The organism is Arthrobacter sp. SLBN-112 (assembly GCF_030944625.1).
Taxonomy (GTDB): domain Bacteria; phylum Actinomycetota; class Actinomycetes; order Actinomycetales; family Micrococcaceae; genus Arthrobacter.
The window spans coordinates 468,511-494,213 of the sequence record NZ_JAUSXY010000001.1; the positions used below are offsets into that span (position 1 = coordinate 468,511).

Genomic DNA, 25,703 nt, shown 5'->3' on the forward strand with positions numbered 1-25,703 from the left:
GTGGCGCCAGCCATCTTCGCTGCGGTGGTCCTGCTGGCAGCAGTGTTTGCCTTCCTGAACGGCTTCCGTGACGCATCCACCTCGGTGGCCCTTGCCGTGCGGAACCGCGCCCTCACGCCCAGCGTGGCCATTCTCCTCGCCGCGTTCTTCAACTTCGTGGGCGCGCTGCTGAGCGCGATGCTCGCGGTCGCCGCCAGCCGGACCTGGATCAACCTTCCAGCCGGGCCGGGCGGCCTCGCCATCCTGGCAGCCGGCCTGGCCAGCGCCTGCGCCTGGGGCCTGCTGATGTGGCGCCGCGGCATCCCCGCCTCCTCCACCCACGCCCTGGTGGGTGGACTTGCCGGGGCCGGCCTGGCCAGCCTGGCGGTGGGAGGCCCTGGTGTGGCCGGTGTGGACCAGTCGCTGCTGTTCCAGGTGGTGCTGCCGCTGGTGCTTTCCCCGCTGGTGGCCTACAGCGGATCTTTCCTGCTGGTGTATCCGGCAACCTGGGGAGCGCGGTACACCCAACCCAACGTGGTGAACCAGCGGTTCCGCAGGGGGCAGGCCATCGCCGCCGGTGCGGTGGCTTTTGGTCACGGCCTGCAGGACGGGCAGCGGGTCAGTGCAGTGCTGTTGCTGGCCCTGCTGGCGGCAGGGTATGCCGACGGCGGGATTCCCGTCTGGGTCGCGCTGCTTTCCGCGGTGATGATGACCGCCGGGACCCTGTTCGGAGGATGGCGGATCTCGTACACCATCGGCTACAAGATCACCCGGATCGATCCCCTGCGCGGCTCGGTGGCCCAGACCTTCAGCGCGCTGATGCTGTTTGTGGGTGCCATCGGGCTGCATTGGCCACTCTCCACCACCCACACGGTCACGGCCGGCGCCCTGGGCGCGGGCGAGAACCAGCATTTCTCCGTGACGAACCGGAGGCTGGTCATCAGGATCATCTGGCTTTGGGTCCTGACGCCGGTGGCCACCTGCGCCCTGGCCTTCGTGCTGGCACTGGCGCTGTCACCGCTGGCGGGGTAGCCGCGGACTGCGGGACCCGAAAGGCGTGGTCGTCCTAGAGGGCAGCGGGCAAGGCGTCGGGCGCCAGCAGGATCGCGGCCAGCTCTTCGGCCGACAGGTTCGCCGCCGTGCAGAGTTCATCCTGGGCGACTCCCGCAGAGGCCGCTTTCTGGACGGCCCGGCGCAATGCCTCCAGGGCGCTGTCCAGCTCCCACTGCTTGCTCTCAAGGTAGGAACTGGTCCGCCACACCCCTGCCAGCACATCGTCCGTGTCCCCGGCGGCCAATGCGGCTTCCGGGTCAAGCAGCGGAACCAAGGGCCCACCGCCAAGGGTGGCGGCAAGCCCGGCCGCGGCGTCGAAGTCCTGCACGTGCGCGGCGGACTGCGCCAGTGCGCCCGCGGCGGGTACGGAAACCGTAAGCTGGGGGCCTGGGTTGCTGGCCGTCTGCGTCATGGCAAAGCTCCTAAGCTCGCTTACTACTAGTTTCAAAAGTATCTAGTTTAGCGTACTAAATACTGCCGGGCTCCGCCAACAAGGCCCGAACCAGCCTTTTATCCGAAGCGTCCGGAGACGTAGTCCTCAGTGGCCTTCTGCACCGGGTTGCTGAAGATCGTGTGCGTGTCACCGTACTCGATCAGCTTGCCCGGCTTGCCCGTGCCCGCAATGTTGAAGAACGCCGTCTTGTCCGAGACCCGGGCAGCCTGCTGCATGTTGTGGGTCACGATCACCACGGTGTACTGGTCCTTGAGCTCATTGATGAGGTCCTCAATGGCCAGGGTGGAAATCGGGTCCAGCGCGGAGCAGGGCTCGTCCATCAGGATCACCTGCGGCTCCACGGCGATGGCCCGGGCGATGCAGAGCCGTTGCTGCTGGCCGCCGGAGAGGCCGGAACCGGGCTTCTCCAGCCGGTCCTTGACCTCGTTCCACAGGTTGGCGCCCTTGAGCGAGCGCTCCACCAGGACGTCGGCCTCGCCCTTGGAGATTTTCTTGTTGTTCAGCTTGACGCCGGCAAGCACGTTGTCCCGGATGGACATGGTGGGGAACGGGTTGGGGCGCTGGAAAACCATGCCGATCTGCGAGCGGACCGTCACCGGATCCACGCCGGGGCCGTAGAGGTTGTCGCCATCCAGCAGCACCTCGCCTTCCACCCGGGCGCCGGGGATGACCTCGTGCATGCGGTTCAGGGTCCGCAGGAACGTGGACTTGCCACACCCGGACGGTCCGATGAACGCGGTGACGGACTTGGCCTCGATGTTGATGCTGACGTCCTCCACGGCGAGGAAATCGCCGTAGTACACGTTCAGATCCTTGACGTCGATCCGCTTAGACATGGTGTTCCTTCACTAACTGGGTATGGGTTGAAGTCTAGGATCCGCCGCGGTGGGGCGGAAGACCGGGCCGGTGGGCCTCGGCCCGGTTACCGGCCGGTCTTGGGGGCGAAGATCCTGGCGATCAGGCGTGCCGCCAGGTTCAGGACCATGACCAGGATGATCAGCACCAGAGCCGCTCCCCAGGCCCGCTGCGAGGAGGGGTCCGGGTTGGACGGCGACGTGGGGTTCAGGATCTGGGTGTAGATGAACGTGGGCAACGAGGCCATCCAGCCGCCGAACACGTTGGAGTTGATGCTCGTGGCAAAGCCCGCGGTGACCAGGATGGGCGCCGTCTCACCGATGACGCGCGCGATCGCCAAGGTGACGCCGGACGCGATGCCGGAGATCGCCGTCGGAATGACCACCTTGAGGATGGTCCGCCACTTGCGCACGCCCAGGGCGTAGGCGGCCTCGCGCAGCTCGTTGGGGACGATCTTGAGCATTTCCTCGCTGGAGCGGACCACCACGGGGATCATCAGCACCGAAAGGGCGACGGCGGCCACCGCACCGGTCTTGGTGCCCGGGCCCACGACCACGAAAAAGAATGCCGCGGCGAAGAGGCCGGCCACGATGGAGGGGATGCCGGTCATGACGTCCACGAAGAACGTGATGGCCTTGGCCAGGCGCCCGTCGTGGCCATACTCCACCAGGTAGATGGCCGTGAGCAGACCCACGGGAACGGAGATCACGGTGGCCAGCAGGGTGATCTGCACGGTGCCCAGGATGGCATGGTAGATGCCGCCCATTACCGGGCCGCCGCCCTCCACTGCCTTGTTGTCGAACGCGCCCGTCACGCCGTTCATGGAGGTGGTGAGGAACCCGGGATCCGTAAGCACCGGGATGCCGTTCACCAGCACCGTCCAGATCACCGAAACGAGCGGCAGCAGGGCCACCAGGAACGAGCCGACCACCAGGCAGGTGGCCAGCTTGTCCTTGGCCCTCCGGGAGCCTTCCACCACTGCGCTCCAGGACACCAGGCCGATGGCGAACAGCAGGGCCGAAACTATCCCCCAGCCGAACGCATTGAAGCCAATCAGGGCAAGGATGGCGGCGCCGACGATCAACGCCGCGGCAAGGACGGCGTACGGGGCATACTTGGGCAGCTGGCCCTTGGTGAGCGCGGACCGCTTGCTGCGGACCGGGGTAAGCGTGGAGGTCATTTAGTTGGCTCCCGAGAATTCTTTGTGCCGGGTGATGACCCAGCGGGCGATCATGTTCACGGCCAGGGTGATGACGAACAGGACCAGGCCGGCGGCGATCAGGGTACTGACCTTGATGCCGCTGGCTTCCGGGAAGTTCAGTGCGATCTCGGCGGCGATGGTCTGGTTGCCGGACTGGATCAGGCTGGCGGTCAGGGCGCCGGAGGACAGGACCAGGGCAACGGCCATGGTTTCGCCCAGCGCGCGGCCCAACCCCAGCATTACCGCGCTGATGATGCCCGGGCGGGCGAAGGGCAGCACGGCCATCTTGATCATTTCCCAGCGGGTGGCACCGAGCGCCAGCGCCGCCTCCTCATGCAGCTTGGGGGTCTGCAGGAAGATCTCGCGGGACAGCGAGGTGATGATCGGCAGGACCATGACCGCCAGGACGATGCCCGCGGTGAGGATGGTCTTCCCGGTGGTGGAGGCGGGGCCCTCGAAGATGGGGAGCCAGCCCATGTTCTCCGCAAGCCACCCGTACGCGGGGGAGATTTGCTTGGCCAGGAACGCCGCGCCCCAGGCGCCGTAGACCACGGAGGGGATGGCGGCGAGCAGGTCCACGACGTAGCCGAGCCCGGAGGCGAGGCGGCGCGGCGCGAAATGCGAGATGAAGAGCGCCACTCCAATGGCCACCGGGGTGGCGATCACCAGCGCGATGACGGCGGCGATGAGGGTCCCGATGACGATGGGCCAGATGTAGGCGAAGAAGCCTTGTCCGCCCTGGATCTTGTCAGCCGGTGCGGTCAGCGCGGGAATTGCCTGGACCACCAGGAAGAGTGCGACGCCGAAGAGGACGGCGAGGATCAGGCAGCCGGCGGCCAGCGCGGCTCCGGAGAAGACTTTGTCCCCGGTGCGGCCGGCGCCCTGTGTACTGGTCAGGGAGGTGGCGGTCATTCGACGGCCCTTCGATTCGTTGCTGGATTAAGGAAGCAAGGTGCAAAGCCAAGTTCCCCGCACTGCCTTCCGGCAGGCGGGGAACCCGGTTTTTGCGGCGATAGTTAGGACTTGACCTTGATCGAGTCGACGGCCTTGGCGGCCTTGGCTGCGAGGTCGGAGGACAGCGGAGCGGACTTGGCCGAGTCCGCAGCGGCCTTCTGGCCCTCAGCGGAAACTACGTAGTGCTCGAAAGCCTTGACCAGGTCAACGGTCTCCTGCTTGTCGTACGTGGTGCACAGGACGTGGAAGGACACCAGGACGATCGGGTAGGCACCGGCGATGGTGGTCTTGCGGTCCAGCTTGATGGAGAGGTCGTTGGCGGCGCGGCCGTCAACGGGCTTGCCGGCGTCCACTGCCTTGGCGGCGGCATCGGCGGAGATCTTGGTGAAGGAATCGCCCACCTTGATCTGGGCAACGCCCATCTTGCCGCTCACGGCGGAGTCGTCAGCGTAGGTCACGGCACCGGGGGTGTCCGTCACGGTCTTGACCACACCGGAGGTTCCCTTGGCGTTCTCGCCCTGGAGGCTGGCGGGCCAGACACCGGCGGCCTTGTCGGTCCAGACGTCGGAGGCGGCGGCGGACAGGTAGTCCGTGAAGTTCTGGGTGGTGCCGGAGTCATCGGAGCGGTTCACCGGGGTGACCTTGAGGTCCGGCAACGACACGCCGGCGTTCAGGGCAGCGATCGCGGGGTCGTTCCACTTGGCGATCTGGCCGCGGAAGATCTTGGCAACGGTGGTGGCGTCCAGCTTCAGGTCCGTGACACCGGGAACGTTGAAGGCCACGGCGATCGGGGAGATGTAGACCGGGACGTTGATGGCGCCGTCGGGGCCGCACTTGTCCTTGGAGGAAGCGTACTCGGCGTCCGTCAGGTAGGCGTCCGAGCCGGCGAACTGTGCCGAGCCGTCGAGGATTGCCTTGCGGCCGGCACCGGAGCCGTCCGGGGAATACTGCACGCTGGCGCCGGAGTTGGCGGAGGCGAAGTTCGTCTTCCATGCATCCATGGCCGCACCCTGCGCGGAGGAGCCGATGCCGGTCAGCGTGCCGGTGACCTTGGTGCCGGAGGAAGCCTGGTTGCCTGCAGGCGCGGTGCCCGTGGCGTTGTCTGAACCGCAGGCGGACAGCGCGAGTGCGCCCGCAGCGATAACAGCGATAGCCGCGTGGCGGCCGAAGCGAAGTGCCTTCACTAGATGTACCCCTTCCAGGGTTATTCAGGTGCGGGACAGGGACGGAGAACCCTGCTGCGCGATGCGTACGTTGTGTACCTTCAAGAAAGCTATGGGCCGCAGGTAACGGGATGGGCTGTCCAAAGTGAACGGATGATTAACGACGGCGGGATATTGGCTGACAAATGCCGGGTCGCCATTGCGCAGATCACACGTCCAGCCGTAGTGGACCCCACCCGGCAGGGGACGGGACCTGAATAGACTTGAACGCATGGCCATCCCAGCAGGACTCTCAGCAAGCCGGCGGTTCCTGCGCACCCGCGTCCGGACCGGGTTGATCCGCAGCCGCAACTCCTTTGTCCCCGCCATCCAGATGACGGTCTGCGCGGTGGGTGCCTACGCTTTCGCGGAGTATGTCCTGGGCCATTCCGGCCCACTGTTCGCTGCCACGTCATCACTGATCGCCCTCGGTTTCTCGCGTGAGCCGCGGCTGCGCAGGGTGATGGAAGTGGGACTTGGCTGCACCATCGGCATCGCGGTGGGCGACCTGCTCCTGCACTGGCTGGGCGGCGAAATCTGGGTTGCCGCCGTCGTGCTGCTCTTCTCCATCCTGTTGGCCCGGTTCCTGGACAGCGGAAATATCTTCACCACCCAATTGGCCCTGCAGTCGCTGCTGGTGGTTCTGCTGCCGGCGCCCTCCGGCGGACCCTTCACCCGAAGCATCGACGCCGTAGTGGGCGGCCTGTGTGCGCTGCTGGTGACCATCCTGGTGCCGAAAGACCCCCGCCGGGAGCCGCGCCGGGACGTCCAGAAACTGCTGCATGAGTTGGCCGAGGTCCTGCGCGAATGCGCGGGTGCCCTGGTCAACAGCGACTCCACCCAGGCCTGGCATGCCTTGATCCGCGGCAGGAACTGCCAGCCCCTGGTGGATGCGATGCGCCAGTCCCTGCGGGCGTCCGGGGAGGTGGCCACGCTGGCGCCTGCCTACCGGCGGCACCGGGACGAACTGGACCGGCTCAAGCAGTCGCTGGACTACATCGACCTGGCGCTGCGGAACAGCCGCGTCTTCGCGCGGCGGCTGACCAGCGCCATCAACCACGCGGCGCTCTCGGACGAGGCCACGGACAGCATCGCCGGGGTGCTCCAGGAGACCGCTGCCGCCATTGATGAGCTCTCGCTGGGACTGGCGGAAACGCACGACGGCGTCCGGCGCGCCCACCTGCGAACGGCCAGGCGCGACCTCAGCGAAATTGCGCTGCGGCTGCACCCGAAGCTGTTGGAAGTCCAGCGGTTGGAGGGCGAAACGGTGGTCATGCTGTTCCGGCCCCTGATGGTGGACCTGCTGGAGGCGACGGGCATGGACGCGGCCGAGGCCCGGGACGTTCTGCCTGCGCTGTAGTACGGGTGGGCCGAGCCCGCCGAAACCCGGGGGAACCTGATGTCGGTGGCCGCCACTAGGGTTGAACCCATGGCAACAAAGACTTCCCGGGCATCAAAGGCACCCGCCTACAAATGCGCCGAATGCGGCTGGACCACCGCCAAATGGGTGGGCCGCTGCGGCGAGTGCCAGGCGTGGGGCACGGTTGAGGAAACGGGCACAGCGGTGGCACGGACCACCGCCGCCACAACGGTGGTGGAGCCGGCGCGCCGGATCGCGGATGTGGACGCCACCACGGCGGCGTTCCTGCCCACCGGAGTGGACGAGCTGGACCGCGTCCTCGGCGGCGGACTGGTTCCCGGCGCGGTCATCCTGCTGGCGGGCGAGCCCGGCGTGGGCAAATCCACCCTGCTGCTGGATGTGGCCGCCAAGTTCGCGCGTACCGCCCAGGACGTCCTCTATGTCACCGGGGAAGAGTCGGCCGCGCAGGTAAAGCTGCGCGCGGAACGGATCGACGCCGTCGCCGAATCCCTGTACCTGTCCGCCGAGACGGACCTGGGCCAGGCACTGGGCCAGGTGGAAAACATTGAGCCGCGGCTGCTGATCGTGGACTCCGTGCAGACCCTCAGCAGCGCCGACGTGGACGGCAGCGCCGGCGGTGTTTCCCAGGTGCGCGAGGTGGCGGCCTCCATCATTGCCGCGGCCAAACGGCGGAACATGACCACCCTGCTGGTGGGGCACGTCACCAAGGACGGTTCAATCGCGGGCCCGCGCTTGCTGGAACACCTGGTGGACGTGGTGTGCCAGTTCGAGGGCGAGCGGCACTCCCGGCTGCGGCTGCTGCGCGCAGTGAAGAACCGGTACGGGCCCACCGATGATGTGGGCTGCTTCGACCTCAATGAAAACGGGATTGAGGGCCTGGCTGATCCCAGCGGGCTGTTCGTCAGCCGCACCAAGGAGCCGGTTTCGGGAACCTGCATCACCGTCACCATGGAGGGGCGCCGCCCCCTGCTCGCCGAGGTTCAATCGTTGCTGGCCGAAAGTCCCAACTCGCAGCCCCGCCGGGCCACCAGCGGCCTGGACAGTTCACGGGTGTCAATGTTGCTTGCCGTACTGCAGCAGCGCGCCGGAACCATGCTGCACAAGGACGATTCCTACGTTGCCACCGTTGGCGGCGTCAAGCTCAGTGAACCCGCTACGGACCTTGCGGTGGCCCTGGCAGTGGCGTCGGCGAAGGCCCGCAAACCGCTGCCCATCCGGCTGGTTGCCTTCGGTGAGGTGGGGCTCGCCGGTGAAGTCCGTCCGGTACCTGGGATCAACCAGCGCATCCAGGAGGCCCACCGGCTGGGATTCACGCATGCAGTGGTTCCCGCAAGTCACACGGGGCCGGGCCCGGTGCCCGCCGGTTTCTCGGTGCGGGAAGTGGAACACCTGACGGAGGCCCTCAGCCTCTTGATCGGATAGGCCCCATGCCAATAAACCCGGCACCTGCCGTGAGAACCCGCATCCACGCGGGTACTGTGGCTGCAGGACCTTCTTGCAGACGGGGGCATGACATTTCTGTGCTGGGGGCAGCGTGGTAATCCGGGAACAGCAAGGCAAGACAGAGGTGCGCGTCCGGGCGCGCAAAACACTGCCGGAACCCGTTGTGTCAGATCGCCTGGATGGGCTCTTCGGCGGCCTCAGCGCCCGCAAGCGCGTGATGGCCAGCCAACTGCCGGTCACCCTGACCATGGCACTGGTGGTGGTTGCAGCCGCAATGTTCAGCCCGTGGACCCTGACCGACAGCCGGTTCCTGGCTGCGCTGCTGTTCCACCTGGCAATAGCCGCAGCGTGCGTCGCGGTACCGTGGGGGCGACTGCCGGGCCCGGCATTCGCCGTGATCCCCCTCCTTGACTGCCTTGCCATCGGGCTTACCCGGGAGGCAGGTGGACCTGCCTTCAACGTCCTCAGCCTTATGCTGGTGTTTCCGGTCATCTGGCTCTCGGCCCAAGTCCGGCCGTTCATGCCCGCTCTCGCCATCGCCGGGACCATCCTCAGCACCGTGGTCCCGGCTGCAGCGCTGGGGTCACCGCCGGCAGCGGGCTCGATGATCCGCGTCCTCATCCTCCCCTTGGTCATGTCCGTCATGGCCGTAACCGCGCACGTAGTGGCCACCACCATCCGCCGCCACCGCATACAGCTGGTGGACAGCGAGCATCACCTTGGCCGGACGCTGGACGAAAGCGTCCGGCGCCAGAACCTGCTTGATGCAGTACTCGGAGCGGTGGGCGTGGGCGTCTGGGTGGTAGACCGCAAAGGCAACACGGTGCTGACGAACAGGACCCTTCAGTCCGATCCCGCCCTTGCAGGCCTTGTTGAACCAGGCGGCGAAAAGAGCCAGCTGCTGGCGGCAGACCGCACCACCCCCGTCCCTGCCGGGTCACTTCCGGCTGAGCGCGCGGCAGCCGGGGAGGCGTTCATGGACGAGCTCTATTGGGCCGGACCCGCGGACGGCCAGCGCGCCTACTCTGTAAGTTCCCATGGCTTTCCTGCCGCAGGCGGCCAGGAGGCCGGCGGCGTCATCACCTTCGCGGATGTGACCGACCTGATCGGCGCCCTGGCAGCAAAGGACGACTTCGTAGCCACCGTTTCGCACGAGCTGCGAACTCCCCTGACATCAATACTCGGTTACCTGGAACTGGTCCTGGAAGAGCCTGACCACGACGACATCCGGGCGGAGCTGCTGGTGGTCCGGCGCAACGCCGACCATTTGATGAGCCTGGTCAACGACCTCATTGCCGTGGCCTCGGAGCGCGTGGAACTGTCCCTGGAGGAGACGGACCTTGCCCAGTTGGTGACCCGCGCGGTGGATGCCGCCCTCCCCCGCGCGGCCGGGAACGGCCTGCAGGTGAAGATCGAGATCGAACAGCCCCTGCCTGTCCGTGCAGACCCGGCCAGGATCAGCCAGGTTCTTCACAACCTGCTGTCCAACGCCGTCAAATACTCCCCGGACGGTGGACTCATCACCGCTACTGCCACCAGGACCGAGGCCGGGCTTGTCTGTTCCATCACGGACACCGGCGTGGGCATGAGCGAGGAGGAGCAGGAACAGGCGTTTACCAAGTTCTTCCGCTCCGCGCGCTCGCGGTCCACAGCCATCCCGGGGGCGGGCCTGGGATTGCCGGTCAGCAAAACCATTGTGGAGGGCCACGGTGGCTCGATCAGCCTGGCCAGTAAACCCGGCGCAGGCACCAGCGCCACCTTCATCCTGCCGGAATCATGAGCAGCCCGGGCGGGTTTCCGCCGGGACCCTCCCGAAGCTCCGGCCGGTCCGCCGGTAACCCCGGCCGGAGGTCGCGGTCAGGAATCGGCGCCGGTCAACCAGCTGGAAACGTCACTGCGCAGCACCATAAGCGGGCCGCCGGTTGAGCTGACGTTGCCGTTGGCAACGTAGTAGCCGCGGCCCGATCCTGTTCCTCCGGCGGCACGGTCCAGTGCTTCCACCAGGTGCCGCGGCAGGTGGCCCTGCGGACCAAGGCTGCGGAGTTCAGCAACTTCCTCCGGCGTGAGCCGTCCCAAAACCTCAGCAATATTGGCCATGACCGGGTCCCTTCGAGCAGAGTGCCTGAAGGAATAACCTAAAGCAGGGCCGTGAATACAACGTTAACGGCGGACGGCAATTACGCGTCAGCAACAGCAGCCGGGAAGGGAACCAATGCCGGTTCGAAGTGCAGGGATCCTGCTGTACCAGCGGCCTCCGGGCCAGGCGCCCGGCGCCACCGATGGGCTGCAGGTGTGGATCGCCCACATGGGCGGCCCGTTCTGGAGCCGCAAGGACGCCCATGCCTGGTCCATACCCAAAGGCGAGTATTCCGACGGCGAGAATGCCCAGGCCGCGGCGCTGCGCGAGTTCGCCGAGGAAATGGGCGTTCCCGCCCCTGAGGCCGAATACCGCCTGTTGGGCGAATTCCGGCAGTCATCGGGAAAAGTCATTGCCGTTTTCGCGGCCCAGGCCGGGTTTGCACCGGAAGCCATCCGCAGCAACACATTCCCCCTTGAATGGCCCAAGGGATCGGGAAAGATCCAGCACTACCCCGAGATCGACGACGCCCGGTGGGTCACGGAGCATGAGGCCCGGCTCAAGCTCGTGAAAGGCCAGCTGCCCATCCTGGATGCGCTGCTCAAGGACCTTTCGCTGGCCTAAGGACATAAGGAGGAGCTCCGCTGCCGTCTTTGGCGCCCGCGGACGTTATGATGCCTGACTAAGCCAAAGTCTTCATCTCTTGATACCCGGAAGGCATCATGTTTACCTTCGACCAGTTGGCCGGTTTCATCGCCGTAGCGGAGGAACTGCACTTCGGCAGGGCGGCCGAGCGCCTGAACATGACGCAGCCTCCCCTGAGCCGGCAGATCCAGAAACTGGAGAAGATCGTCGGGGCCGAGCTGCTGGAGCGGGACAACCGGAAGGTGGAGCTAACATCCGCCGGCCGGACGTTTCTGGACGAGGCGCGCCGGCTCATGGCACTGGCCGAACGCGCACCGGCAACTGCCCGCCGGATCGCCTCCGGACGGTCGGGGGTCCTGCGGATCGGCTTCACGGCGGCCAGCGGGTTCAGCATCCTGGGCCCGGTGCTGGACGAGCTGTCACGCATCATCCCCGACGTCGATATCGAACTGCAGGAACTGGTCACCGGCGAGCAACTGACCGGCCTCCTGACAGGCGAGCTGGATCTGGGCCTCGCCCGGCCCCCCTTCGACCAGGCCACCTTTGACTCCCGCCTGCTCTACCGGGAATCCATGGTGCTTGCAGTACCCGAGGGTCACCCGCTCTCGCTGCTGGACCGGCCGGTCACCGCGGACGACCTCAGCGACGAGCCGCTGATCATGCACTCCCCCACCCAGGCCTGGTACTTCTACGATCTCGTCGTTCGCATGTTCCCCGTCCGGCACGCCAACGTGGTGCACACGGTCAGCCAGATCCTGACCATGGTGTCCCTGGTGGCGGCGAAGCGCGGGCTGGCATTCGTCCCGCATTCGGCCACCATGCTGGGCATCCACGGTGTGGGGTTCCTTCCGCTGGAGGGCGGGAGCCGCGAGCAAGTGGAACTGCATGCCCTGTGGAACCGGCGGATCACCAACCCCGCACTTTCCCGTCTCCTGCGGGACCTGGAATTCGCCAGAGGGTAAGGCCACCCCCAGGCAGGCCTCCGGCGCCGAAAGCATCCGGCTGCTATGCCGTCAAGGTATCAAAGCATCCAAAAAAGCACTTGGACAGGCATCGGAGGGGGTTTCTAGGCTGGAAGGAAACCACCCAGCCTGCCGCCCGCGGCACACACACCGGAGGAACCCGTGGCTAAGTACGCACCCCAGGAACTGGCGGACACGCTCAAAGAAGGGCTGCTGTCCTTTCCCGTGACCTCCTTCGACGCGAACCTGCAGTTTGATGAAGAGAACTACCGCAAACACCTGGCGTGGCAGGCAAGCTTCCCGGTAGCCGGCCTGTTCGCTGCCGGCGGCACCGGCGAAGGCTTCTCCCTCACCCCTGCCGAATCGGAACGAGTGGTGCGCACCGCCGTCGACGAAGTAGGAGCACGGGTCCCCGTGCTTGCATCGGCCGGCGGGTCCACCGCCCAGGCCATCGAAAACGCCAAGGCGGCCGAAGCCGCCGGCGCCGAAGGCATCCTGCTGCTGCCGCCCTACCTGACCGAAGCGGATCAGGCCGGGCTGGCGGAGCACGTCAGCGCCGTTTGCCGCGCAACGTCGCTCGGCGTCATCATCTACAACCGTGCCAACGCCATCTACAAGGACACCACCGTGGCAACCCTGGCCGAGCGGCACCAGAACCTGATCGGATTCAAGGACGGCGTGGGAGACCTGGAACACGACGCCCGCGTCTACGCCAAGCTCGGCGACCGGCTCTTCTACCTGGGCGGCCTGCCCACCGCCGAAACCTTCGCCCTGCCCCTGCTGCAGCTGGGCATGAGCACCTACTCCAGCGCCATGTACAACTTCGTCCCGCAGTTCGCGCTGGATTTCTACCAGGACGTCCGCAACAACGACCGCGCCGCAGTCAACAAGAAGCTCAACGGGTTCGTGATCCCGTACCTGGACATCCGGGACCGTGTGAAAGGCTATTCGGTGTCCATCGTGAAGGGCGGCCTGGACGCCATCGGCCGTTCGGCAGGGCCGGTACGCACGCCGCTGCAGAACCTGGCCCCGCAGGACCTCGCGGACCTCACGGCCCTGATCGCCACCATTTCCTGACCGTCAGACAGCACCACTCCCACCACAGGAGGACCCCATGACCCTCACCGGACATTCACTCATCGCCGGCCGGACGGTTGCCGGCGAAGGCAAGACCACCACGGGCTTCAACCCCGCCACCAACCAGGCCCTGGAACCGGCCTATTCCCTGCTCACCGAAGAACAGCTCAAGGCCGCCACGTCCGCAGCCAAGGAAGCGTTCCCGTCCTTCAGCGCCCTGGACCCGGAAACCCACGCCGCGTTCCTTGAAGCCATCGCGGACAACATCGAGGCCATTGGTGATGAACTCATCACCCGCGCCGGGCAGGAAACCGGCCTGCCGGCGGCCCGACTCCAGGGTGAGCGTGCCCGCACCACCGGCCAGCTGCGCCTCTTCGCCGGCGTGGTCCGCCAGGGCGATTTCCGCGGCGTCCGGATCGACCCCGCCCTCCCCGACCGCACGCCACTCCCCCGCGACGACATCCGCCAGCGCCAGATCCCGCTCGGCCCGGTGGCAGTGTTCGGCGCCAGCAACTTCCCGCTGGCCTTTTCGACCGCGGGCGGAGACACCGCTTCGGCCCTTGGCGCGGGCTGCCCGGTGGTCTTCAAGGCCCACAACGCCCACCCCGGCACCAGCGAACTCGTAGGCCACGCCGTCACCAAGGCCGTCAAGGACGCAGGCCTGCACCCCGGCGTCTTCTCCCTGATCTACGGCCCCGGCTCCAGCATCGGCCAGGCCCTCGTCGCCGACCCCGCCATCAAGGCTGTCGGCTTCACCGGCTCCCAGACCGCCGGCATCGCCCTGATGCGCACCGCCGCCGCCCGCCCGGAACCCATCCCGGTCTATGCGGAAATGTCGTCCCTGAACCCCGTCTTCGTCTTCGAGGGCGCCCTCACAGGCGACGTCGAGGCACTGGCCCAGCAGTACGTCGCCTCCGTCACGGGCAGCTCAGGCCAGCTCTGCACCTCCCCGGGCCTGCTGTTCGCCCCCGCAGGCGAGCCGGGAGACAAACTCGCAGCCGCCGTCGGACGCGCCATCGCCGCCAGCACCGGCCAGACCATGCTCACCGAAGGCATCGCCAGGTCATGGAACACCGGAACCGAGGCACTCGGCTCCGGAGCCGGCGTCGCACTCATCGGCCAAGGCACTCCCGGCCCCACCGAAAACGCCCCGGCGCCCGCCATCTTCGGCACCGGCGTGGATCAGTTCACCACCAACCACGTCCTGCACCAGGAAATCTTCGGCGCCGCGTCCCTGGTGATCCGCTACAACAGCATTGAGGACCTCCTCACGGCCGCCGCCGGAATCGAAGGCCAGCTCACCGCATCGCTCCAGCTCACCGAAGAGGACTACCCGACTGCGGCACGCCTGATCCCCGTCCTCGAACAGAAGGTAGGACGCATCATCGTCAACGGCTGGCCTACCGGGGTGGAAGTAGGCCACGCCATGGTCCACGGCGGCCCCTTCCCCGCCACCTCCGACAGCCGCACCACCTCCGTGGGAACCCTGGCCATCAACCGCTTCCTCCGCCCGGTGGCTTACCAGAACCTGCCCCGGGAACTGCTCCCCGAAGCACTTCAGGACGCCAACCCCTGGCACCTGAACCGGCGGATCGACGGCGCCATGGCCGCCGCCGCAGAGGCGGCAGCGTTGGGCGCTTAACCTACGCGCCGGTAAGCACCAGGGCCACGCTGTGGCCGCCAAAACCGAAGGCATTCACCAGCCCTGCCGGGGCAAAGCCCGGCGGAAGCCGGTGGGTGCCTTCGGTGACCACGTTAAGGTCCACTTCCGGGTCCTGAGCCTCCACATTCAGCGTTCCCGGCACCTGGCCGGTCCGCAGGGCTTCGAGGACCACGACGGCGGCAAGCGCACCGGCGCCGCCCAGCAGGTGGCCGGTGTGCCCCTTGGTGGAGGTAACGGGCACGTTGGCGCCGAAAACGGCGTTGATGGCCTGGCCTTCCAGCCGGTCACCCACGGGAGTGGAGGTGGCGTGCGCATGGACGAACCCGATGTCCTCCGGCCGCATCGCGGCGGAGTCCAGCGCCTTCTGCATGACCCGGCGCTGCATGGCGGGATCGGCGGCCACGATGTCGTTGGCGTCGGAGGTCACCGCGCCACCGGCAACGGCCCCCAGCACGGCGGCGCCGCGGGCACGTGCGTGGGCCTCGCTCTCCAGCACCACCACCGCGGCGCCTTCTGCCAGCACAAAGCCGTCCCGGCCGCCGTCGAACGGGCGGGAGGCAAGCTGCGGATCACCGGAGCGGGTGGACAGGGCACGGATCTGCGAAAAGCCGCTGATCACGAGGTCGTTCACTGAGGCGTCCACCCCGCCCGCAATCACGACGTCGGCCGCGCCGGAGCGGATCATTTCGGCTGCCTGGACAATCGCCTCAGCCCCTGAGGCGCAGGCGCTGACGGGCGTCCGGGCGCCACCGCGGGCACCAAGGTCGATGGACACCCAGGCTGCGGGGCCATTGACCATCAACCGGGTGAGGGTGTGCGGGGACACCTTGCGCGGGCCTGAACGGGCCAGCGTGCGGTCCTGCTCAAGGGTGGAGCCAAGGCCGCCGTAGGCGGAGCCAATCACCACGGCGAACCGCTCGGGATCCACGTCCGGGGCACCGGCCTGGGTCCAGGCTTCCCGCGCCGCGACCAGGGCCAGCTGGCCGCAGCGGTCCATCCGCTTCATTTCACGGGTGCTCAGGTGCTCCGAAAGGTCTGCCGTGACCTGCCCGGCGATTTTGACCGGCAACTGCTCCGCCCAGTCCTGGGTAAGCGCCGCAATGCCGGAGCGCCCGTCCAGCAGGGCCTCCCAGGTTTCCTTGACGGTGGAACCGAGCGGGTTGATGGTGCCGGCGCCGGTGACCAGGACGCGTGGTTGGCTTGCGGTCATCACGGCTACTTCGCCGGGTTGTGGGTGCCGATGGGCACGAGCGTCAGGTCCGGGTGGTTCTTCTCGATCCGCCGCAGCGCCCAGACGTCGTTGAACAAGGCGAGGTATTCGCCGTCGGACCGCAGGAGCACCTCCGCGCCCGGCACGTTGGCAAGGGCGGGCATGGCGTCCGCCGTCGAAATCCGGGCCAGGGAGTAGGGCAGGCGCTCCAGGCGCATGGGGGCGCTGAAGTCGTGCGCCATGCGGTCCTCCACCACCTCGAACTGCATGGGTCCGACGGCGGCCAGCACCGGCGCCTGGTCGCCGCGGAGGTCGGAGCGGAGCAGCTGGATGACGCCCTCGTGCTCGAGCTGTTCGATGCCGCGGCGGAACTGCTTGAACTTGCTGGGGTCCTTGGACCGCGCCACCTGGAAGTGTTCCGGGGCGAACAGCGGGATGGCCGGGTATTCCACCGCTTCCTCGAGGAACAGGCTGTCGCCCACCCGCAGCGAGGAAGCGTTGACCAGGCCAACCACATCCCCCGGGTAGGCCTCGTCGATAACCTCGCGTTCGCGGCCGAAGACCTGCTGCGCGTACTTGGTGGCGAAGGATTTTCCGGTGCGGGTCTGGGTGACCACCATGCCGCGCTCGAAGACGCCGGAGCAGACGCGGATGAAGGCCACGTGGTCCCGGTGCGCCTTGTTCATACCGGCCTGGACCTTGAACACGAAGCCGGAGAACGGTGCTTCCACCGCGCGGGGGTTGCCGTCGATGTCCGGCCGGGGCGCTGCGGGCGGGGCGAAGTCCACCAGGGCATCCAGCAGTTCCTTGACGCCGAAGTTGAGTGCGGCCGAACTGAACAGGATGGGGGTGGCCTTACCCGCGTGGAAGGCGTCAACGTCGAACTCGAGGTTGGACTCGATGACCAGTCCGGCCTCATCGACGGCGTCGGACCAGTTGCTGCCCTGGTTTTCCGCGGCTTCCTCGGGAGTGAAGTACTCAGTGATGGCGATCTGTGCGCCGGCGTTGTTGCGCTGGAACCTGGCGAAGCGGTCGTTGCGCAGGTCCCAGACGCCGCGGAAATCGCCCGAGATGCCGACGGCCCAGGTCAGCGGCATGGGCTGGAGGCCGGTGCGTTCGGTGATTTCATCCATCAGGGCCAGGGCGTCCAGGCCCGGCCGGTCCCACTTGTTGATGACGGTGATGATGGGCAGGTTGCGCTGCTTGCAGACCTCGAAGAGCTTCATGGTCTGGGTTTCCAGGCCCTTGGCGGCGTCCACCAGCATCACGGCGCAGTCGACGGCGGCGAGCACGCGGTAGGTGTCCTCGGAGAAGTCAGCGTGGCCGGGGGTGTCCAGAAGGTTGATGACGGTATCGCGGTAGGAGAACTGCAGCGCCGCCGAGCTGATGGAGATGCCGCGGTCCTTTTCCATCTGCATCCAGTCAGAGACCGTTTCCCTGCGGTTGGCCTTGCCGCTGGAGGCGCCGGCCGTGCCGATGACCTTTGCGTGCAGCGCCAGCGCTTCGGTGAGCGTGGACTTGCCGGCGTCCGGGTGGGAAATGACGGCGAAGGTCCTGCGGCGGCCCGCTTCCTTGTGAATCTCGGAGATCCGGGCGGGGGTCAGGACATCTTGGGACACGGTGCTACTTTCGCTGCGGTTGTGGCTGCCCAGGGGCCTGTCGGGTGGTGCGCTGCGACTCAAGGGCGGGGAATGTCATTGGCAAGCGGCCAAAGTACAAGTTTATCGCAGGGCAGCAAACGGGACCCGTCCCGCTTAACGAGTGCGAAACCGGAAGTTCAAGGCCGTGAAATGCGCAGCGGCTAGCTTGGGCGGATGATCCACGGTCCCACCTTCTCCGGCAACCTCTTCTTCGATCCGCTGGCCACCAACCTCGGCAACAACCTCGTGGCAGGCCTGGCCGCCGCAGGGCGTACCGACCCGGATTCCGCCCGGCAGCCCGGGGCGGCGCGGAAGCGCGGGGTCCAGTCCGCGGCCGAACACAGGGCGCTCCGGGCAGCTTCCCTCTTTAAAGTGAGCAGTGACCTGGAGCGGATGCTCAGGGAGCGTAAACGCTGAAGTTCCCACCGCCGTGCTGCGGGAACGGCATGATGTGTTCATGCGCAGCATCGAGTTGGTCTTCGATGGCCCCACCGATTCCCTGGTCAGGGCGGACTGGGCGCGGCTTGCGGCCGCCGGCCTCCCGAGCCTGGCGGCCCACTCCTCCTCCAGCAACAGCCCGCACATCACGCTGGCTGCAGGCACTGAACTGGAGGCAGGACCGGATGGACCCTGGGAGCAGTTGCCACTGGACGTGACGTTTTCCGGCGCAATCATTTTTCCTGCGGGTGCGGGGAAGTACGTCCTGGCCCGCTCGGTCCTGCTTGATCCTGCCCTCCTGGACCTGCACCGCGCCCTGCACCGGGACGTGTCCGGGGCGCTTCCGCTGACGCGTCCGGGAGCCTGGACGCCGCACGTCACCATTGCCCGCCGCATCGCCGGGCCGCAACTCGGAACAGCGATGGACCTGCTGGACCTGCGTGTGGACGGCCGGTGCACCGGCGCCAGGCTCTGGGATGGGAGTACCAGGACCGTGACGCCCCTGGGACGCGGATCCTCCTGAGCAGCGCCTGGGCCCCGGGCCATGGGTGGCAAAGTGCCCTCCCGGGCCCGGCCTCGGAAGGCATTTTCCTGGCCCTTCGCGACTCCCCCTAACGGGGCACTTTGGGGCTTGCCCGTGCGGAAGTAGCGCTTCTTACCCCTATCATTGAGCTTGCGGGAATCAGAGTACTTTTTGATCCTGCCGGCCAACTGCGGATGCCGGCATTCCTGCGGGCGGCGGTCCGCACCTTTGAAGGGAAATACCTATGGCGCGGAGCCCCGAAGAATCCCTGCGGGCCACTCTGGGCAGGGTGGCCCCCGGAACGCCCCTCCGCGACGGCCTGGAACGCATCCTCCGCGGGCGTACCGGCGCGCTGATCGTCCTGGGCTCTGACCGCACCATCGATTCCATCTGTTCCGGCGGCTTCGATATCGGGATCGAGTTCTCGCCCACCCGCCTGCGCGAGCTGGCCAAGATGGACGGCGCCATCATCTGCGACAAGGACGCCGGCAACATTCTGCGGGCCGCCGTCCAGCTGGTCCCGGATTCGAGCATCGAAACGCAGGAATCCGGAACCCGTCACCGCACCGCTGAGCGGGTGGCCAAGCAGACCGGTGTCCCCGTGATCTCCGTGAGCCAGTCCATGCAGATCATCGCCCTCTACGTCAACGGCCTGCGGCACGTCCTGGAGGGATCCGAAAACGTGCTGGCCCGCGCCAACCAGGCCCTTGCCACGCTTGAGCGCTACCGCGCCCGGCTGGACCAGGTCACCAGTTCGCTCTCGGCCCTGGAGATTGAGGCCATGGTGACGGTCCGGGATGTGGCCGTGACCTTGCAGCGGCAGGAAATGGTTCGCCGCATCTCCGAGGAAATCTCCCAGTATGTCCTGGAACTCGGCGAAGACGGCCGGCTTCTATCCCTCCAGCTCGACGAGCTCACGGTGGGCCGCGGCCCCGGCAGCGACGTGATCATCCGCGACTACGCCAGCCCCAACGCGTCGGCGGAAGACATCGAGAGGGCTGTCAGCGAACTGGTGAACCTGGGGCCAACGGAATTGATCGACCTTGGCAAGATTTCGGCGATCGTGGGATTCGCCGGAGGCGAGGCCAACCTCGATGCCGTAGTGCAGCCGCGCGGTTACCGGCTGCTGTCCGGCCTGAAGGCCGTTCCCAAGGCCGTGGCTGACCGCCTGGTGGACCATTTCGGTGGGCTGCAGTTCCTGATGGCCGCCACTATTGATGACCTGATGACCGTGGACGGCATCGGCGACCAGCGCGCCCGCACCGTCCGCGAAGGCCTGAGCCGGATGGCCGAAGCGAGCCTCCTGGACCGCTTCCTCTAAACATCACCCCGGCTCCCGCGCACCGGGCAATCCCCGCGGCTTTCCCCCATCGATTGCTCCGTACCTGCCGTTTTCAGCCCCGAAAACGGCAGTTGCTCAGCAATCGATGGAAGGTGGGGTCAGTTCAGCTGGAAGACGGCCTTCGGGCTGGCCCGTGAGCCCAGCTTGGCGGTGAAGATGTAATACGCCCCGCCCCCGCCGGGTGCTGCCGCGACGGCCTTGCAGCCATCGGCGCTGCGGTTCCGGCCCCAGGGGAAGTTGGCAGTTTCGCTGGCGCCGGGGGCAAGGACTTTGTCCAGGTCCTCGCTTGAGGCTTGGCAGTCCTTGGAGGAGAAGATCCGGTCCGAGCCGCTGGTCACCAGGAACTCCATTTGCGAGGTTCCCATGTTGATCTCGCACGGCACTGTGCCGCCGTTGGTGACCTTCAGCGTGAGCATCGGGTTTTCACCCGGACCATAGGCGGCCTTGTCCGTGGAGGCCGTCACCGTCACCAGGTTCTGGTTGCAGGTGGGTGTTGCGGCAGCAGTGGGCGACGGCGGTGTGGAGGGCGTCGCGGAAGGGGTGGCGGACGGTGCCGGGGAGGCAGCCGGGTCAGCGGAGGAAGGCTGGGTGGACGAGGCCTGCTGGGAGCCGCCTTTGAAGGCCGCGGCCAGGGCGAAGCCGCCCACCACCAGGGCGATCACCAGGAGCAAGGCACCGCCGGCAACCAGCCGCCGGCGACGGTAAACGGCGGGGCTCGGCTTCCGGACGCTGCTGGAACCGGATGCCGTGCCGCGTGCTGAAGAATTGCCTTGCCTGCCCATCCTCCTAGGCTAGGGAACGCCTCCGGTTCTGCACCGCCACCACGCCGCCGCACCGCCATCGCTCTGGTCACAACCGGTTTTCAGCGCGCCCGAACCCATCAACTACAGTGTTGGGATCGACACTCAAACCACCTCCACCACCACCGCTATGCCCGGCCCGGATGGACTGCGGCTGCTCCACCACCGGATCAACGACTGGTTCGGCGGAATCGCCCGCGACCTTCCCTGGCGGGAGCCTGACTGCTCCCCCTGGGGCGTACTGGTCAGCGAGATCATGCTGCAGCAGACCCCCGTAGTACGGGTCCTTCCCATTTGGCACGAGTGGCTCAAGCGCTGGCCCACCCCCGCCGGCCTGGCCGGCGAACCGGCGGGAGAAGCCGTGCGGTCCTGGGGCAGGCTGGGCTACCCCCGGCGGGCACTCCGGCTGCACGCCGCGGCCACGGCAATCGTGCAGGACCATGGCGGGAAGGTCCCGGACACGTACGCGGACCTGTTGGCCCTTCCCGGGGTGGGCAGCTATACGGCGGCGGCCGTGGCCGCCTTCGCGTACGGCCGCCGGGAAACCGTGGTGGATACCAACATCCGCAGGGTGCACGCCCGGCTGGTCTCCGGCGTCGCCCTTCCTGCCCCCGCACTGACCGCGGCGGAGATGCGCCTGGCCGCGGCACTGTTGCCGGACGACGCCGACACCTCCGTGCGCTGGAACGCTGCGGTCATGGAGCTGGGGGCGCTGGTGTGCACGGCCCGGGCACCCAAGTGCGCCGCCTGCCCGGTGAAGGACTCCTGTGCCTGGCTCGCGGCGGGTGAGCCGCCGCCGTCGTACGTACCCAAGGGCCAAGCCTGGCACGGGACCGACCGGCAGGTCCGCGGCGCCGTCATGGCCGTCCTGCGGCTGGCTGACGCGCCCGTGCCGCCTGACATGTTCCAGCGCGAACCCGCCGATCTCGGCTACGCCCCGGAAGGCGTCGGCGTGCCGCTTGCCGCCCTTCACCGGCTCAACTCCGCGCCCGAACAGCTGGAACGGGCACTGGCCGGGTTGCTGGCGGACGGTCTGGCAGAGATGCACGACGGCGGTTACAGCCTGCCAGCCTGACCCGGCCGGCACGCGGGACGGGAATGGCATACTTCTTGGTGACCGGAACCGGGGGGAAGCCATGAAGATCATTCTGTACATCGTGTGGGCATTGTTCGTTGCCGCCGCCGTCGTCGCGCTGGTGCGCTCCGCGCGCGAAACCAGGCAGCAGGAACAACTGATGGCAGCCTGGCCCAAGACCCAGGCCACCGTGACCGGCAGTACCACCGGCTGGACCAGCGGTGTGGGCGGGTCCAACCGGAACCTCCGGTACTACCCCACCTACCAGTTCACGGACCCGCAGGGCACCCTGTTCATGGGCAAGTCCGAAGTCTCCCTTGCGGAGCAGCCTGTGGCCGGATCGTTGCTGGAGGTGGCGTACAACCCGGCGAACCCCAACCAGTCGCTCCAGGTCTCCTCATCGTCCCGCGTCGCACTCGGGTGCCTGATTCCGTTCTTCGCCGTCTTTGCGATCGTCCTGTTCTGGTTCATCGGCATTTTCCCGCTCGGCTAGGGACGTGGGCGCGTAACGATGTTGCCGCCAATCCGTCAGGGGCGGCCCTGTGACGCCACCTCCGGACGTAGCCTGAAGGCATGGGCAAGCCCGGGCTTCTCTTGGCTTTGATCACCGCAGCGGTGTCCCTCTCAGCGTGCGGGCCCACGGCGAGCGCCTGCCCGGCGATTGCGCAGGCCACCGCTGTTTCCGTCACGGTCAGCGCGGACTACGCTCCGCAGATCAGCAGGCTGCACCTCCGCGCTTGCCAGGACGGCGCCTGCAAGGAGGCGGACCTTGAACTGCGTCCCGGCAGCGCCTCCATTGACCAAGGCTGCGCCGCTGAAGTCTGCTCCGCCACGGCCTCGCCCGACGGCACCAAAGTGGGGATACTCATGCTGGAAACCCTGACGGAATCACCCATGGCCCTAACCGCTTCCGGTATGGCCACGGACCGATCTGCGTTGCCTGTGCGGACCCTCGATTTCCACCCGCAGGCGGCCTATCCCTTCGGGGAGCAATGCGGGAAGGTCGTGTCCGCGTCGGTCACGCTGGACAGCTCAGGGCTTCATCCGCGGACCTGATATTCCATGGGCTAGAACAGCGCGGGCTGGCTGCAGGCTTCCCCTGCCGGCGTTCCGGGCTCCCCGCCGCTGTCCACCGGTTCAGCGCTCCATTCGAACCCGAGTTCCGCGAGCAGCTCCTCTACGGATATCTGGCCATCCAGGACTTCGATATCCGGGGAGTTCTCTGCAGGCGGCCGTTCCATGGCATCGAGCTTATTCCCAGGAAAGCGCGCAGGCCTCCGGAACACACCGCGGAGCACCGGATTGGAGCGTCACGGTTCACCGAAGCCGGACTGGACAAGGCCGCCCACATAATTCACTGCCCGTTCGGCATCCGCGCCCCAGGCTTCCACATGCAGGACCGAACCCTTGCCGGCGCCAAGGGTCATCAGGCCCGTCATGGAGGCGCCGTCCACCCCGTTGATGGTCACTTCCGCGTCAAGGGAGGACAGGCCGCCTGCCATTTTCGCGGCAGGCCGGGCGTGCATGCCAGCCTGGTTTACCAGTTCGAAGTCGCCGGTGCAGTCCGGTGGCGTGCCGGCGCCCGGCCGCTCTCCCGCGGCCTCCGCGAAACCTGGCTCCGGTTGGCGGGCCGGACCCCGCGCGGCCTCAGCGGCACGTTTGACCGCCTGCACGTCCGCCCCGCCCTGCGCGGCCACCGCTGCGGCAACGAGGCCTTCCACCAGGGGTGCATCCGCGAGCAGGACGTCTTCGGGATTTCCCAGGAACTCGAGAGCCGATTCGGCGGTCATCACGGCTGAGCCCAGGTCCGTGAGGACCACGGCCCCGTCCCCGCCGGCCTGCTCCAGGGCGGCAAGGACTCTTTCCAGGCTGGTACCGATCCTGCCGTCGTCAGTGCCCCCGGCAGGCAGGAGCACGACGTCAGGTGCCATCTGGGCGGCAAGTTCCACGGCGCCGTCGGCAATCTTTGCGCTGTGGGACACCACCACGATGCTTACGGTCACGCAGCCGCCCCGACTGCCGCGCGCAGGATCAGCGCGCTGGACACGGCACCGGGGTCCCGGTGCCCGGCGCTGCGTTCCCCCAGGTAGCTGGCGCGTCCCTTCCGGGCGATGAGCGGATCGGTGGCAACAGCGCCCGCCTCCGCAGCCTCCGCCGCCGCCACGAGGACGCTGAGGAGGTCCTCGCTGCCGCCGTCCGCGGCGGCTCGGGCAGCGTCAACCGCGGGTGTCCATGCATCCACCATGGTCTTGTCCCCGGGCTCCGCCTTCCCGCGCGCCACGATCCCGTCCCGGGCGGCTGCCAGCGCATCGGCCCACGCGGACGGACCAATCTCAGCGGCATCGCCCACGGCGGTGGCGGCACGAAGGAACGCGGTGCCGTAGAGGGGGCCGGCGGCACCGCCCACCTTGGACATCAGGGTCATGGCCGTCATCTTCAAAGCCGCACCGGGCGTCTCCGGGATGGATTCGCCCAGCTTGGCCAGGACAGCCTGGAAGCCGCGGTCCATGTTCTCACCGTGGTCCGAGTCCCCGATGGCCCTGTCCAGTTCGATCAATTCAACCCGGTGCTCGGCCATGGCCTGCGCGCAGAGGGTCAGCCACTTCACGGCCCAGTTCGCGTCCAGCACCATGGCTTACACGCCCCAGCGCAGGGCGGCGGTGTGGACGGGGGCATCCCACAGTTCCGTCAGCTCGTCATCGAGCCGGAGCACCGAGATGGAGCAGCCCTGCATCTCGAGGGCGGTGATGTAGTTGCCCACCAGTGAGCGCTCCACCGTGGCGCGCACCTCGCCAAGCACCTGCACGGCCCGCCGGTACACGATGTAGAGCTCGCTCAGCGGGGTGCCGCCCATGCCGTTGACGAAGAGCAGCACCTTGTCCCCGGAGCTGATTTCCAGGTCGGCAAGGACGGGTTCCAGCAAGCGGTTGGTGATGCTGTCGGCGTTTTCCATGGGGATCTTGTGCCTGCCGGGCTCGCCGTGGATACCGATGCCGATTTCGATCTCATCCTCGGCAAGGTCGAAGCTCGGGGTGCCCGCATGGGGAACCGTGCAGGCGGACAGCGCAACGCCCATGGACCTGACGTTGGCGTTGACCTTTTCACCAATGGCGGCCACGGCGTCGAGGTCATCCCCGCGTTCCGCTGCGGCACCGGCGATCTTTTCCACCAGGACCGTGCCGCCCACTCCACGCCGGCCGGCCGTGTAGAGCGAATCCTCCACTGCGACGTCGTCGTTGACCAGGACGGTGCGGACGCTGACGCCTTCGGCCTCGGCGAGCTCGGCCGCCGTCTCGAAGTTCAGGACGTCGCCGGTGTAGTTCTTGACGATGTGCACCACGCCGGAACCTGAGTTGACTGCCAGGGTGGCCGGAAGGATCTGGTCTGGCGTCGGTGAGGTGAACACCGCCCCCGGCACGGCGGCGTCGAGCATTCCTTTCCCCACGTAGCCGGCGTGCAGCGGTTCGTGGCCGCTGCCTCCGCCGGAAACCAGCCCCACCTTGCCGGCCACCGGCGCATCCTTGCGAGTGATGTAGGTGGGGTCTTCGCTGACCGTGACGAGCCCGGCATACGCCAGGCCAAACCCCTGGACGGCTTCCTCGACGACGGATCTGGGATCGTTGATGAGTTTCTTCACGGCGGTGCTCCTGGCTGCGCTCCTGGAGGATGTGTTTTTCGACCCTACTACCGGGGTCACCGCCGGCGGTAGGTTCGTCCGTACCGGCCTTT

27 protein-coding genes are annotated in these 25,703 nt (G+C 67.2%); 14 read left to right on the forward strand and 13 right to left on the reverse strand.

Annotated features, from left to right (window positions below):
- The gene (locus QF050_RS02230; protein WP_308928952.1) at positions 1-1,011 is read left to right on the forward strand and encodes an anion permease; all 1,011 of its coding nucleotides are present in this window, start codon (positions 1-3) and stop codon (positions 1,009-1,011) included.
- Positions 1,012-1,045: 34 nt separating this feature from the next.
- Here the strand turns inward: QF050_RS02230 and QF050_RS02235 are convergent, their stop codons facing one another.
- From QF050_RS02235 to pstS, 5 genes are all read right to left on the reverse strand, one after another.
- Positions 1,046-1,444, reverse strand: coding sequence for a hypothetical protein (locus tag QF050_RS02235; RefSeq protein ID WP_308928953.1), 399 nt, complete (start codon positions 1,442-1,444; stop codon positions 1,046-1,048).
- Positions 1,445-1,542: 98 nt separating this feature from the next.
- On the reverse strand, positions 1,543-2,322 hold the full coding sequence (pstB, locus tag QF050_RS02240; protein WP_018763202.1) for a phosphate ABC transporter ATP-binding protein PstB: 780 nt from the start codon (positions 2,320-2,322) through the stop codon (positions 1,543-1,545).
- 86 nt (positions 2,323-2,408) lie between these two features.
- Positions 2,409-3,521, reverse strand: a complete 1,113-nt coding sequence (gene pstA, locus QF050_RS02245; protein WP_308928954.1) for a phosphate ABC transporter permease PstA — start codon at positions 3,519-3,521, stop codon at positions 2,409-2,411.
- A complete protein-coding gene (gene pstC / locus QF050_RS02250) occupies positions 3,522-4,454 on the reverse strand; it encodes a phosphate ABC transporter permease subunit PstC (RefSeq protein WP_308928955.1) in 933 nt (310 codons plus the stop codon).
- A 104-nt stretch (positions 4,455-4,558) separates the two neighbouring features.
- On the reverse strand, positions 4,559-5,680 hold the full coding sequence (gene pstS / locus QF050_RS02255) for a phosphate ABC transporter substrate-binding protein PstS (protein ID WP_308928956.1): 1,122 nt from the start codon (positions 5,678-5,680) through the stop codon (positions 4,559-4,561).
- A 250-nt stretch (positions 5,681-5,930) separates the two neighbouring features.
- Between pstS and QF050_RS02260 the strand changes: the two genes are divergently transcribed.
- The 3 genes from QF050_RS02260 (at position 5,931) to QF050_RS02270 (ending at position 10,302) form a co-directional block, all read left to right on the forward strand.
- Positions 5,931-7,058, forward strand: coding sequence for an FUSC family protein (locus QF050_RS02260; protein WP_308928957.1), 1,128 nt, complete (start codon positions 5,931-5,933; stop codon positions 7,056-7,058).
- Between the two features lie 69 nt (positions 7,059-7,127).
- Positions 7,128-8,501 (forward strand): DNA repair protein RadA, encoded by a 1,374-nt coding sequence (radA, locus tag QF050_RS02265; protein WP_308928958.1) that lies wholly within the window; start codon positions 7,128-7,130, stop codon positions 8,499-8,501.
- A 184-nt stretch (positions 8,502-8,685) separates the two neighbouring features.
- A complete protein-coding gene (locus QF050_RS02270) occupies positions 8,686-10,302 on the forward strand; it encodes a HAMP domain-containing sensor histidine kinase (protein ID WP_308928959.1) in 1,617 nt (538 codons plus the stop codon).
- 77 nt (positions 10,303-10,379) lie between these two features.
- On the opposite strand, the gene QF050_RS02275 is transcribed toward QF050_RS02270, so the two are convergent.
- The gene (locus tag QF050_RS02275) at positions 10,380-10,619 is read right to left on the reverse strand and encodes a hypothetical protein (RefSeq protein ID WP_308928960.1); all 240 of its coding nucleotides are present in this window, start codon (positions 10,617-10,619) and stop codon (positions 10,380-10,382) included.
- 115 nt (positions 10,620-10,734) lie between these two features.
- Between QF050_RS02275 and QF050_RS02280 the strand changes: the two genes are divergently transcribed.
- The 4 genes from QF050_RS02280 to QF050_RS02295 all read left to right on the forward strand — a co-directional run bounded on the left by QF050_RS02280 (position 10,735) and on the right by QF050_RS02295 (position 14,925).
- Positions 10,735-11,223, forward strand: a complete 489-nt coding sequence (locus tag QF050_RS02280; protein ID WP_308928961.1) for an NUDIX domain-containing protein — start codon at positions 10,735-10,737, stop codon at positions 11,221-11,223.
- Between the two features lie 98 nt (positions 11,224-11,321).
- The gene (locus QF050_RS02285) at positions 11,322-12,206 is read left to right on the forward strand and encodes a LysR family transcriptional regulator (RefSeq protein ID WP_308928962.1); all 885 of its coding nucleotides are present in this window, start codon (positions 11,322-11,324) and stop codon (positions 12,204-12,206) included.
- Positions 12,207-12,368: 162 nt separating this feature from the next.
- A complete protein-coding gene (kdgD, locus tag QF050_RS02290) occupies positions 12,369-13,283 on the forward strand; it encodes a 5-dehydro-4-deoxyglucarate dehydratase (protein WP_308928963.1) in 915 nt (304 codons plus the stop codon).
- A gap of 37 nt (positions 13,284-13,320) precedes the next feature.
- Complete coding sequence (locus tag QF050_RS02295; protein WP_308928964.1) at positions 13,321-14,925, forward strand: aldehyde dehydrogenase (NADP(+)); 1,605 nt, start codon at positions 13,321-13,323, stop codon at positions 14,923-14,925.
- A gap of 1 nt (position 14,926) precedes the next feature.
- Here QF050_RS02295 and QF050_RS02300 read toward each other — a convergent pair whose 3' ends face one another.
- Together QF050_RS02300 and QF050_RS02305 are read right to left on the reverse strand one after the other, a co-directional pair.
- Positions 14,927-16,156, reverse strand: coding sequence for a beta-ketoacyl-[acyl-carrier-protein] synthase family protein (locus QF050_RS02300; protein ID WP_308928965.1), 1,230 nt, complete (start codon positions 16,154-16,156; stop codon positions 14,927-14,929).
- Positions 16,157-16,161: 5 nt separating this feature from the next.
- A complete protein-coding gene (locus tag QF050_RS02305) occupies positions 16,162-17,775 on the reverse strand; it encodes a peptide chain release factor 3 (RefSeq protein WP_285246791.1) in 1,614 nt (537 codons plus the stop codon).
- Between the two features lie 195 nt (positions 17,776-17,970).
- Here QF050_RS02305 and QF050_RS02310 point away from each other — a divergent pair, with 195 nt between their 5' ends.
- The 3 genes from QF050_RS02310 (at position 17,971) to disA (ending at position 20,078) form a co-directional block, all read left to right on the forward strand.
- On the forward strand, positions 17,971-18,213 hold the full coding sequence (locus tag QF050_RS02310; RefSeq protein ID WP_308928966.1) for a hypothetical protein: 243 nt from the start codon (positions 17,971-17,973) through the stop codon (positions 18,211-18,213).
- Between the two features lie 40 nt (positions 18,214-18,253).
- Positions 18,254-18,757, forward strand: coding sequence for a 2'-5' RNA ligase family protein (locus QF050_RS02315; protein WP_308928967.1), 504 nt, complete (start codon positions 18,254-18,256; stop codon positions 18,755-18,757).
- A gap of 244 nt (positions 18,758-19,001) precedes the next feature.
- On the forward strand, positions 19,002-20,078 hold the full coding sequence (gene disA / locus QF050_RS02320; RefSeq protein WP_308928968.1) for a DNA integrity scanning diadenylate cyclase DisA: 1,077 nt from the start codon (positions 19,002-19,004) through the stop codon (positions 20,076-20,078).
- A gap of 119 nt (positions 20,079-20,197) precedes the next feature.
- Here disA and QF050_RS02325 read toward each other — a convergent pair whose 3' ends face one another.
- Entirely contained in the window at positions 20,198-20,881 is a 684-nt protein-coding gene (locus tag QF050_RS02325) for a hypothetical protein (RefSeq protein ID WP_308928969.1), read from the reverse strand.
- A gap of 148 nt (positions 20,882-21,029) precedes the next feature.
- On the opposite strand from QF050_RS02325, the gene QF050_RS02330 reads away from it, so the two are divergent.
- The 3 genes from QF050_RS02330 to QF050_RS02340 all read left to right on the forward strand — a co-directional run bounded on the left by QF050_RS02330 (position 21,030) and on the right by QF050_RS02340 (position 23,030).
- Positions 21,030-21,974 carry an A/G-specific adenine glycosylase gene (locus QF050_RS02330; protein ID WP_308928970.1) on the forward strand — a complete coding sequence of 315 codons (945 nt, stop codon included), beginning with the start codon at positions 21,030-21,032 and terminating at the stop codon, positions 21,972-21,974.
- A 61-nt stretch (positions 21,975-22,035) separates the two neighbouring features.
- The gene (locus QF050_RS02335; RefSeq protein ID WP_308928971.1) at positions 22,036-22,467 is read left to right on the forward strand and encodes a DUF3592 domain-containing protein; all 432 of its coding nucleotides are present in this window, start codon (positions 22,036-22,038) and stop codon (positions 22,465-22,467) included.
- Between the two features lie 80 nt (positions 22,468-22,547).
- Positions 22,548-23,030, forward strand: a complete 483-nt coding sequence (locus QF050_RS02340; protein WP_308928972.1) for a hypothetical protein — start codon at positions 22,548-22,550, stop codon at positions 23,028-23,030.
- Positions 23,031-23,041: 11 nt separating this feature from the next.
- Here QF050_RS02340 and QF050_RS02345 read toward each other — a convergent pair whose 3' ends face one another.
- The 4 genes from QF050_RS02345 to dhaK form a co-directional block, all read right to left on the reverse strand.
- Positions 23,042-23,215, reverse strand: coding sequence for a hypothetical protein (locus tag QF050_RS02345; protein WP_308928973.1), 174 nt, complete (start codon positions 23,213-23,215; stop codon positions 23,042-23,044).
- 69 nt (positions 23,216-23,284) lie between these two features.
- The gene (gene dhaM / locus QF050_RS02350) at positions 23,285-23,977 is read right to left on the reverse strand and encodes a dihydroxyacetone kinase phosphoryl donor subunit DhaM (protein WP_308928974.1); all 693 of its coding nucleotides are present in this window, start codon (positions 23,975-23,977) and stop codon (positions 23,285-23,287) included.
- The gene (gene dhaL / locus QF050_RS02355; RefSeq protein ID WP_308928975.1) at positions 23,974-24,606 is read right to left on the reverse strand and encodes a dihydroxyacetone kinase subunit DhaL; all 633 of its coding nucleotides are present in this window, start codon (positions 24,604-24,606) and stop codon (positions 23,974-23,976) included. The genes dhaM and dhaL overlap by 4 nt, the downstream gene beginning before the upstream one ends.
- A 3-nt stretch (positions 24,607-24,609) precedes the next feature.
- Entirely contained in the window at positions 24,610-25,611 is a 1,002-nt protein-coding gene (gene dhaK / locus QF050_RS02360) for a dihydroxyacetone kinase subunit DhaK (RefSeq protein ID WP_308928976.1), read from the reverse strand.
- Positions 25,612-25,703: the final 92 nt, after the last annotated feature.

What these genes read in the sequence shown, in the direction of transcription:
- QF050_RS02330 (WP_308928970.1), top strand. Translation starts at nt 21,030, where the DNA reads ATGCCCGGCCCGGATGGACTGCGGCTGCTCCACCACCGGATCAACGAC.
- QF050_RS02280 (WP_308928961.1), top strand. Translation starts at nt 10,735, where the DNA reads ATGCCGGTTCGAAGTGCAGGGATCCTGCTGTACCAGCGGCCTCCGGGC.
- radA (WP_308928958.1), top strand. Translation starts at nt 7,128, where the DNA reads ATGGCAACAAAGACTTCCCGGGCATCAAAGGCACCCGCCTACAAATGC.
- pstB (WP_018763202.1), bottom strand. Translation starts at nt 2,322, where the DNA reads ATGTCTAAGCGGATCGACGTCAAGGATCTGAACGTGTACTACGGCGAT.
- dhaL (WP_308928975.1), bottom strand. Translation starts at nt 24,606, where the DNA reads ATGGTGCTGGACGCGAACTGGGCCGTGAAGTGGCTGACCCTCTGCGCG.
- QF050_RS02325 (WP_308928969.1), bottom strand. Translation starts at nt 20,881, where the DNA reads ATGGGCAGGCAAGGCAATTCTTCAGCACGCGGCACGGCATCCGGTTCC.
- QF050_RS02335 (WP_308928971.1), top strand. Translation starts at nt 22,036, where the DNA reads ATGAAGATCATTCTGTACATCGTGTGGGCATTGTTCGTTGCCGCCGCC.
- QF050_RS02310 (WP_308928966.1), top strand. Translation starts at nt 17,971, where the DNA reads ATGATCCACGGTCCCACCTTCTCCGGCAACCTCTTCTTCGATCCGCTG.
- pstA (WP_308928954.1), bottom strand. Translation starts at nt 3,521, where the DNA reads ATGACCTCCACGCTTACCCCGGTCCGCAGCAAGCGGTCCGCGCTCACC.
- disA (WP_308928968.1), top strand. Translation starts at nt 19,002, where the DNA reads ATGGCGCGGAGCCCCGAAGAATCCCTGCGGGCCACTCTGGGCAGGGTG.
- QF050_RS02295 (WP_308928964.1), top strand. Translation starts at nt 13,321, where the DNA reads ATGACCCTCACCGGACATTCACTCATCGCCGGCCGGACGGTTGCCGGC.
- QF050_RS02315 (WP_308928967.1), top strand. Translation starts at nt 18,254, where the DNA reads ATGCGCAGCATCGAGTTGGTCTTCGATGGCCCCACCGATTCCCTGGTC.
- QF050_RS02345 (WP_308928973.1), bottom strand. Translation starts at nt 23,215, where the DNA reads ATGGAACGGCCGCCTGCAGAGAACTCCCCGGATATCGAAGTCCTGGAT.
- pstC (WP_308928955.1), bottom strand. Translation starts at nt 4,454, where the DNA reads ATGACCGCCACCTCCCTGACCAGTACACAGGGCGCCGGCCGCACCGGG.
- QF050_RS02275 (WP_308928960.1), bottom strand. Translation starts at nt 10,619, where the DNA reads ATGGCCAATATTGCTGAGGTTTTGGGACGGCTCACGCCGGAGGAAGTT.
- QF050_RS02340 (WP_308928972.1), top strand. Translation starts at nt 22,548, where the DNA reads ATGGGCAAGCCCGGGCTTCTCTTGGCTTTGATCACCGCAGCGGTGTCC.
- QF050_RS02260 (WP_308928957.1), top strand. Translation starts at nt 5,931, where the DNA reads ATGGCCATCCCAGCAGGACTCTCAGCAAGCCGGCGGTTCCTGCGCACC.
- QF050_RS02300 (WP_308928965.1), bottom strand. Translation starts at nt 16,156, where the DNA reads ATGACCGCAAGCCAACCACGCGTCCTGGTCACCGGCGCCGGCACCATC.
- QF050_RS02235 (WP_308928953.1), bottom strand. Translation starts at nt 1,444, where the DNA reads ATGACGCAGACGGCCAGCAACCCAGGCCCCCAGCTTACGGTTTCCGTA.
- QF050_RS02285 (WP_308928962.1), top strand. Translation starts at nt 11,322, where the DNA reads ATGTTTACCTTCGACCAGTTGGCCGGTTTCATCGCCGTAGCGGAGGAA.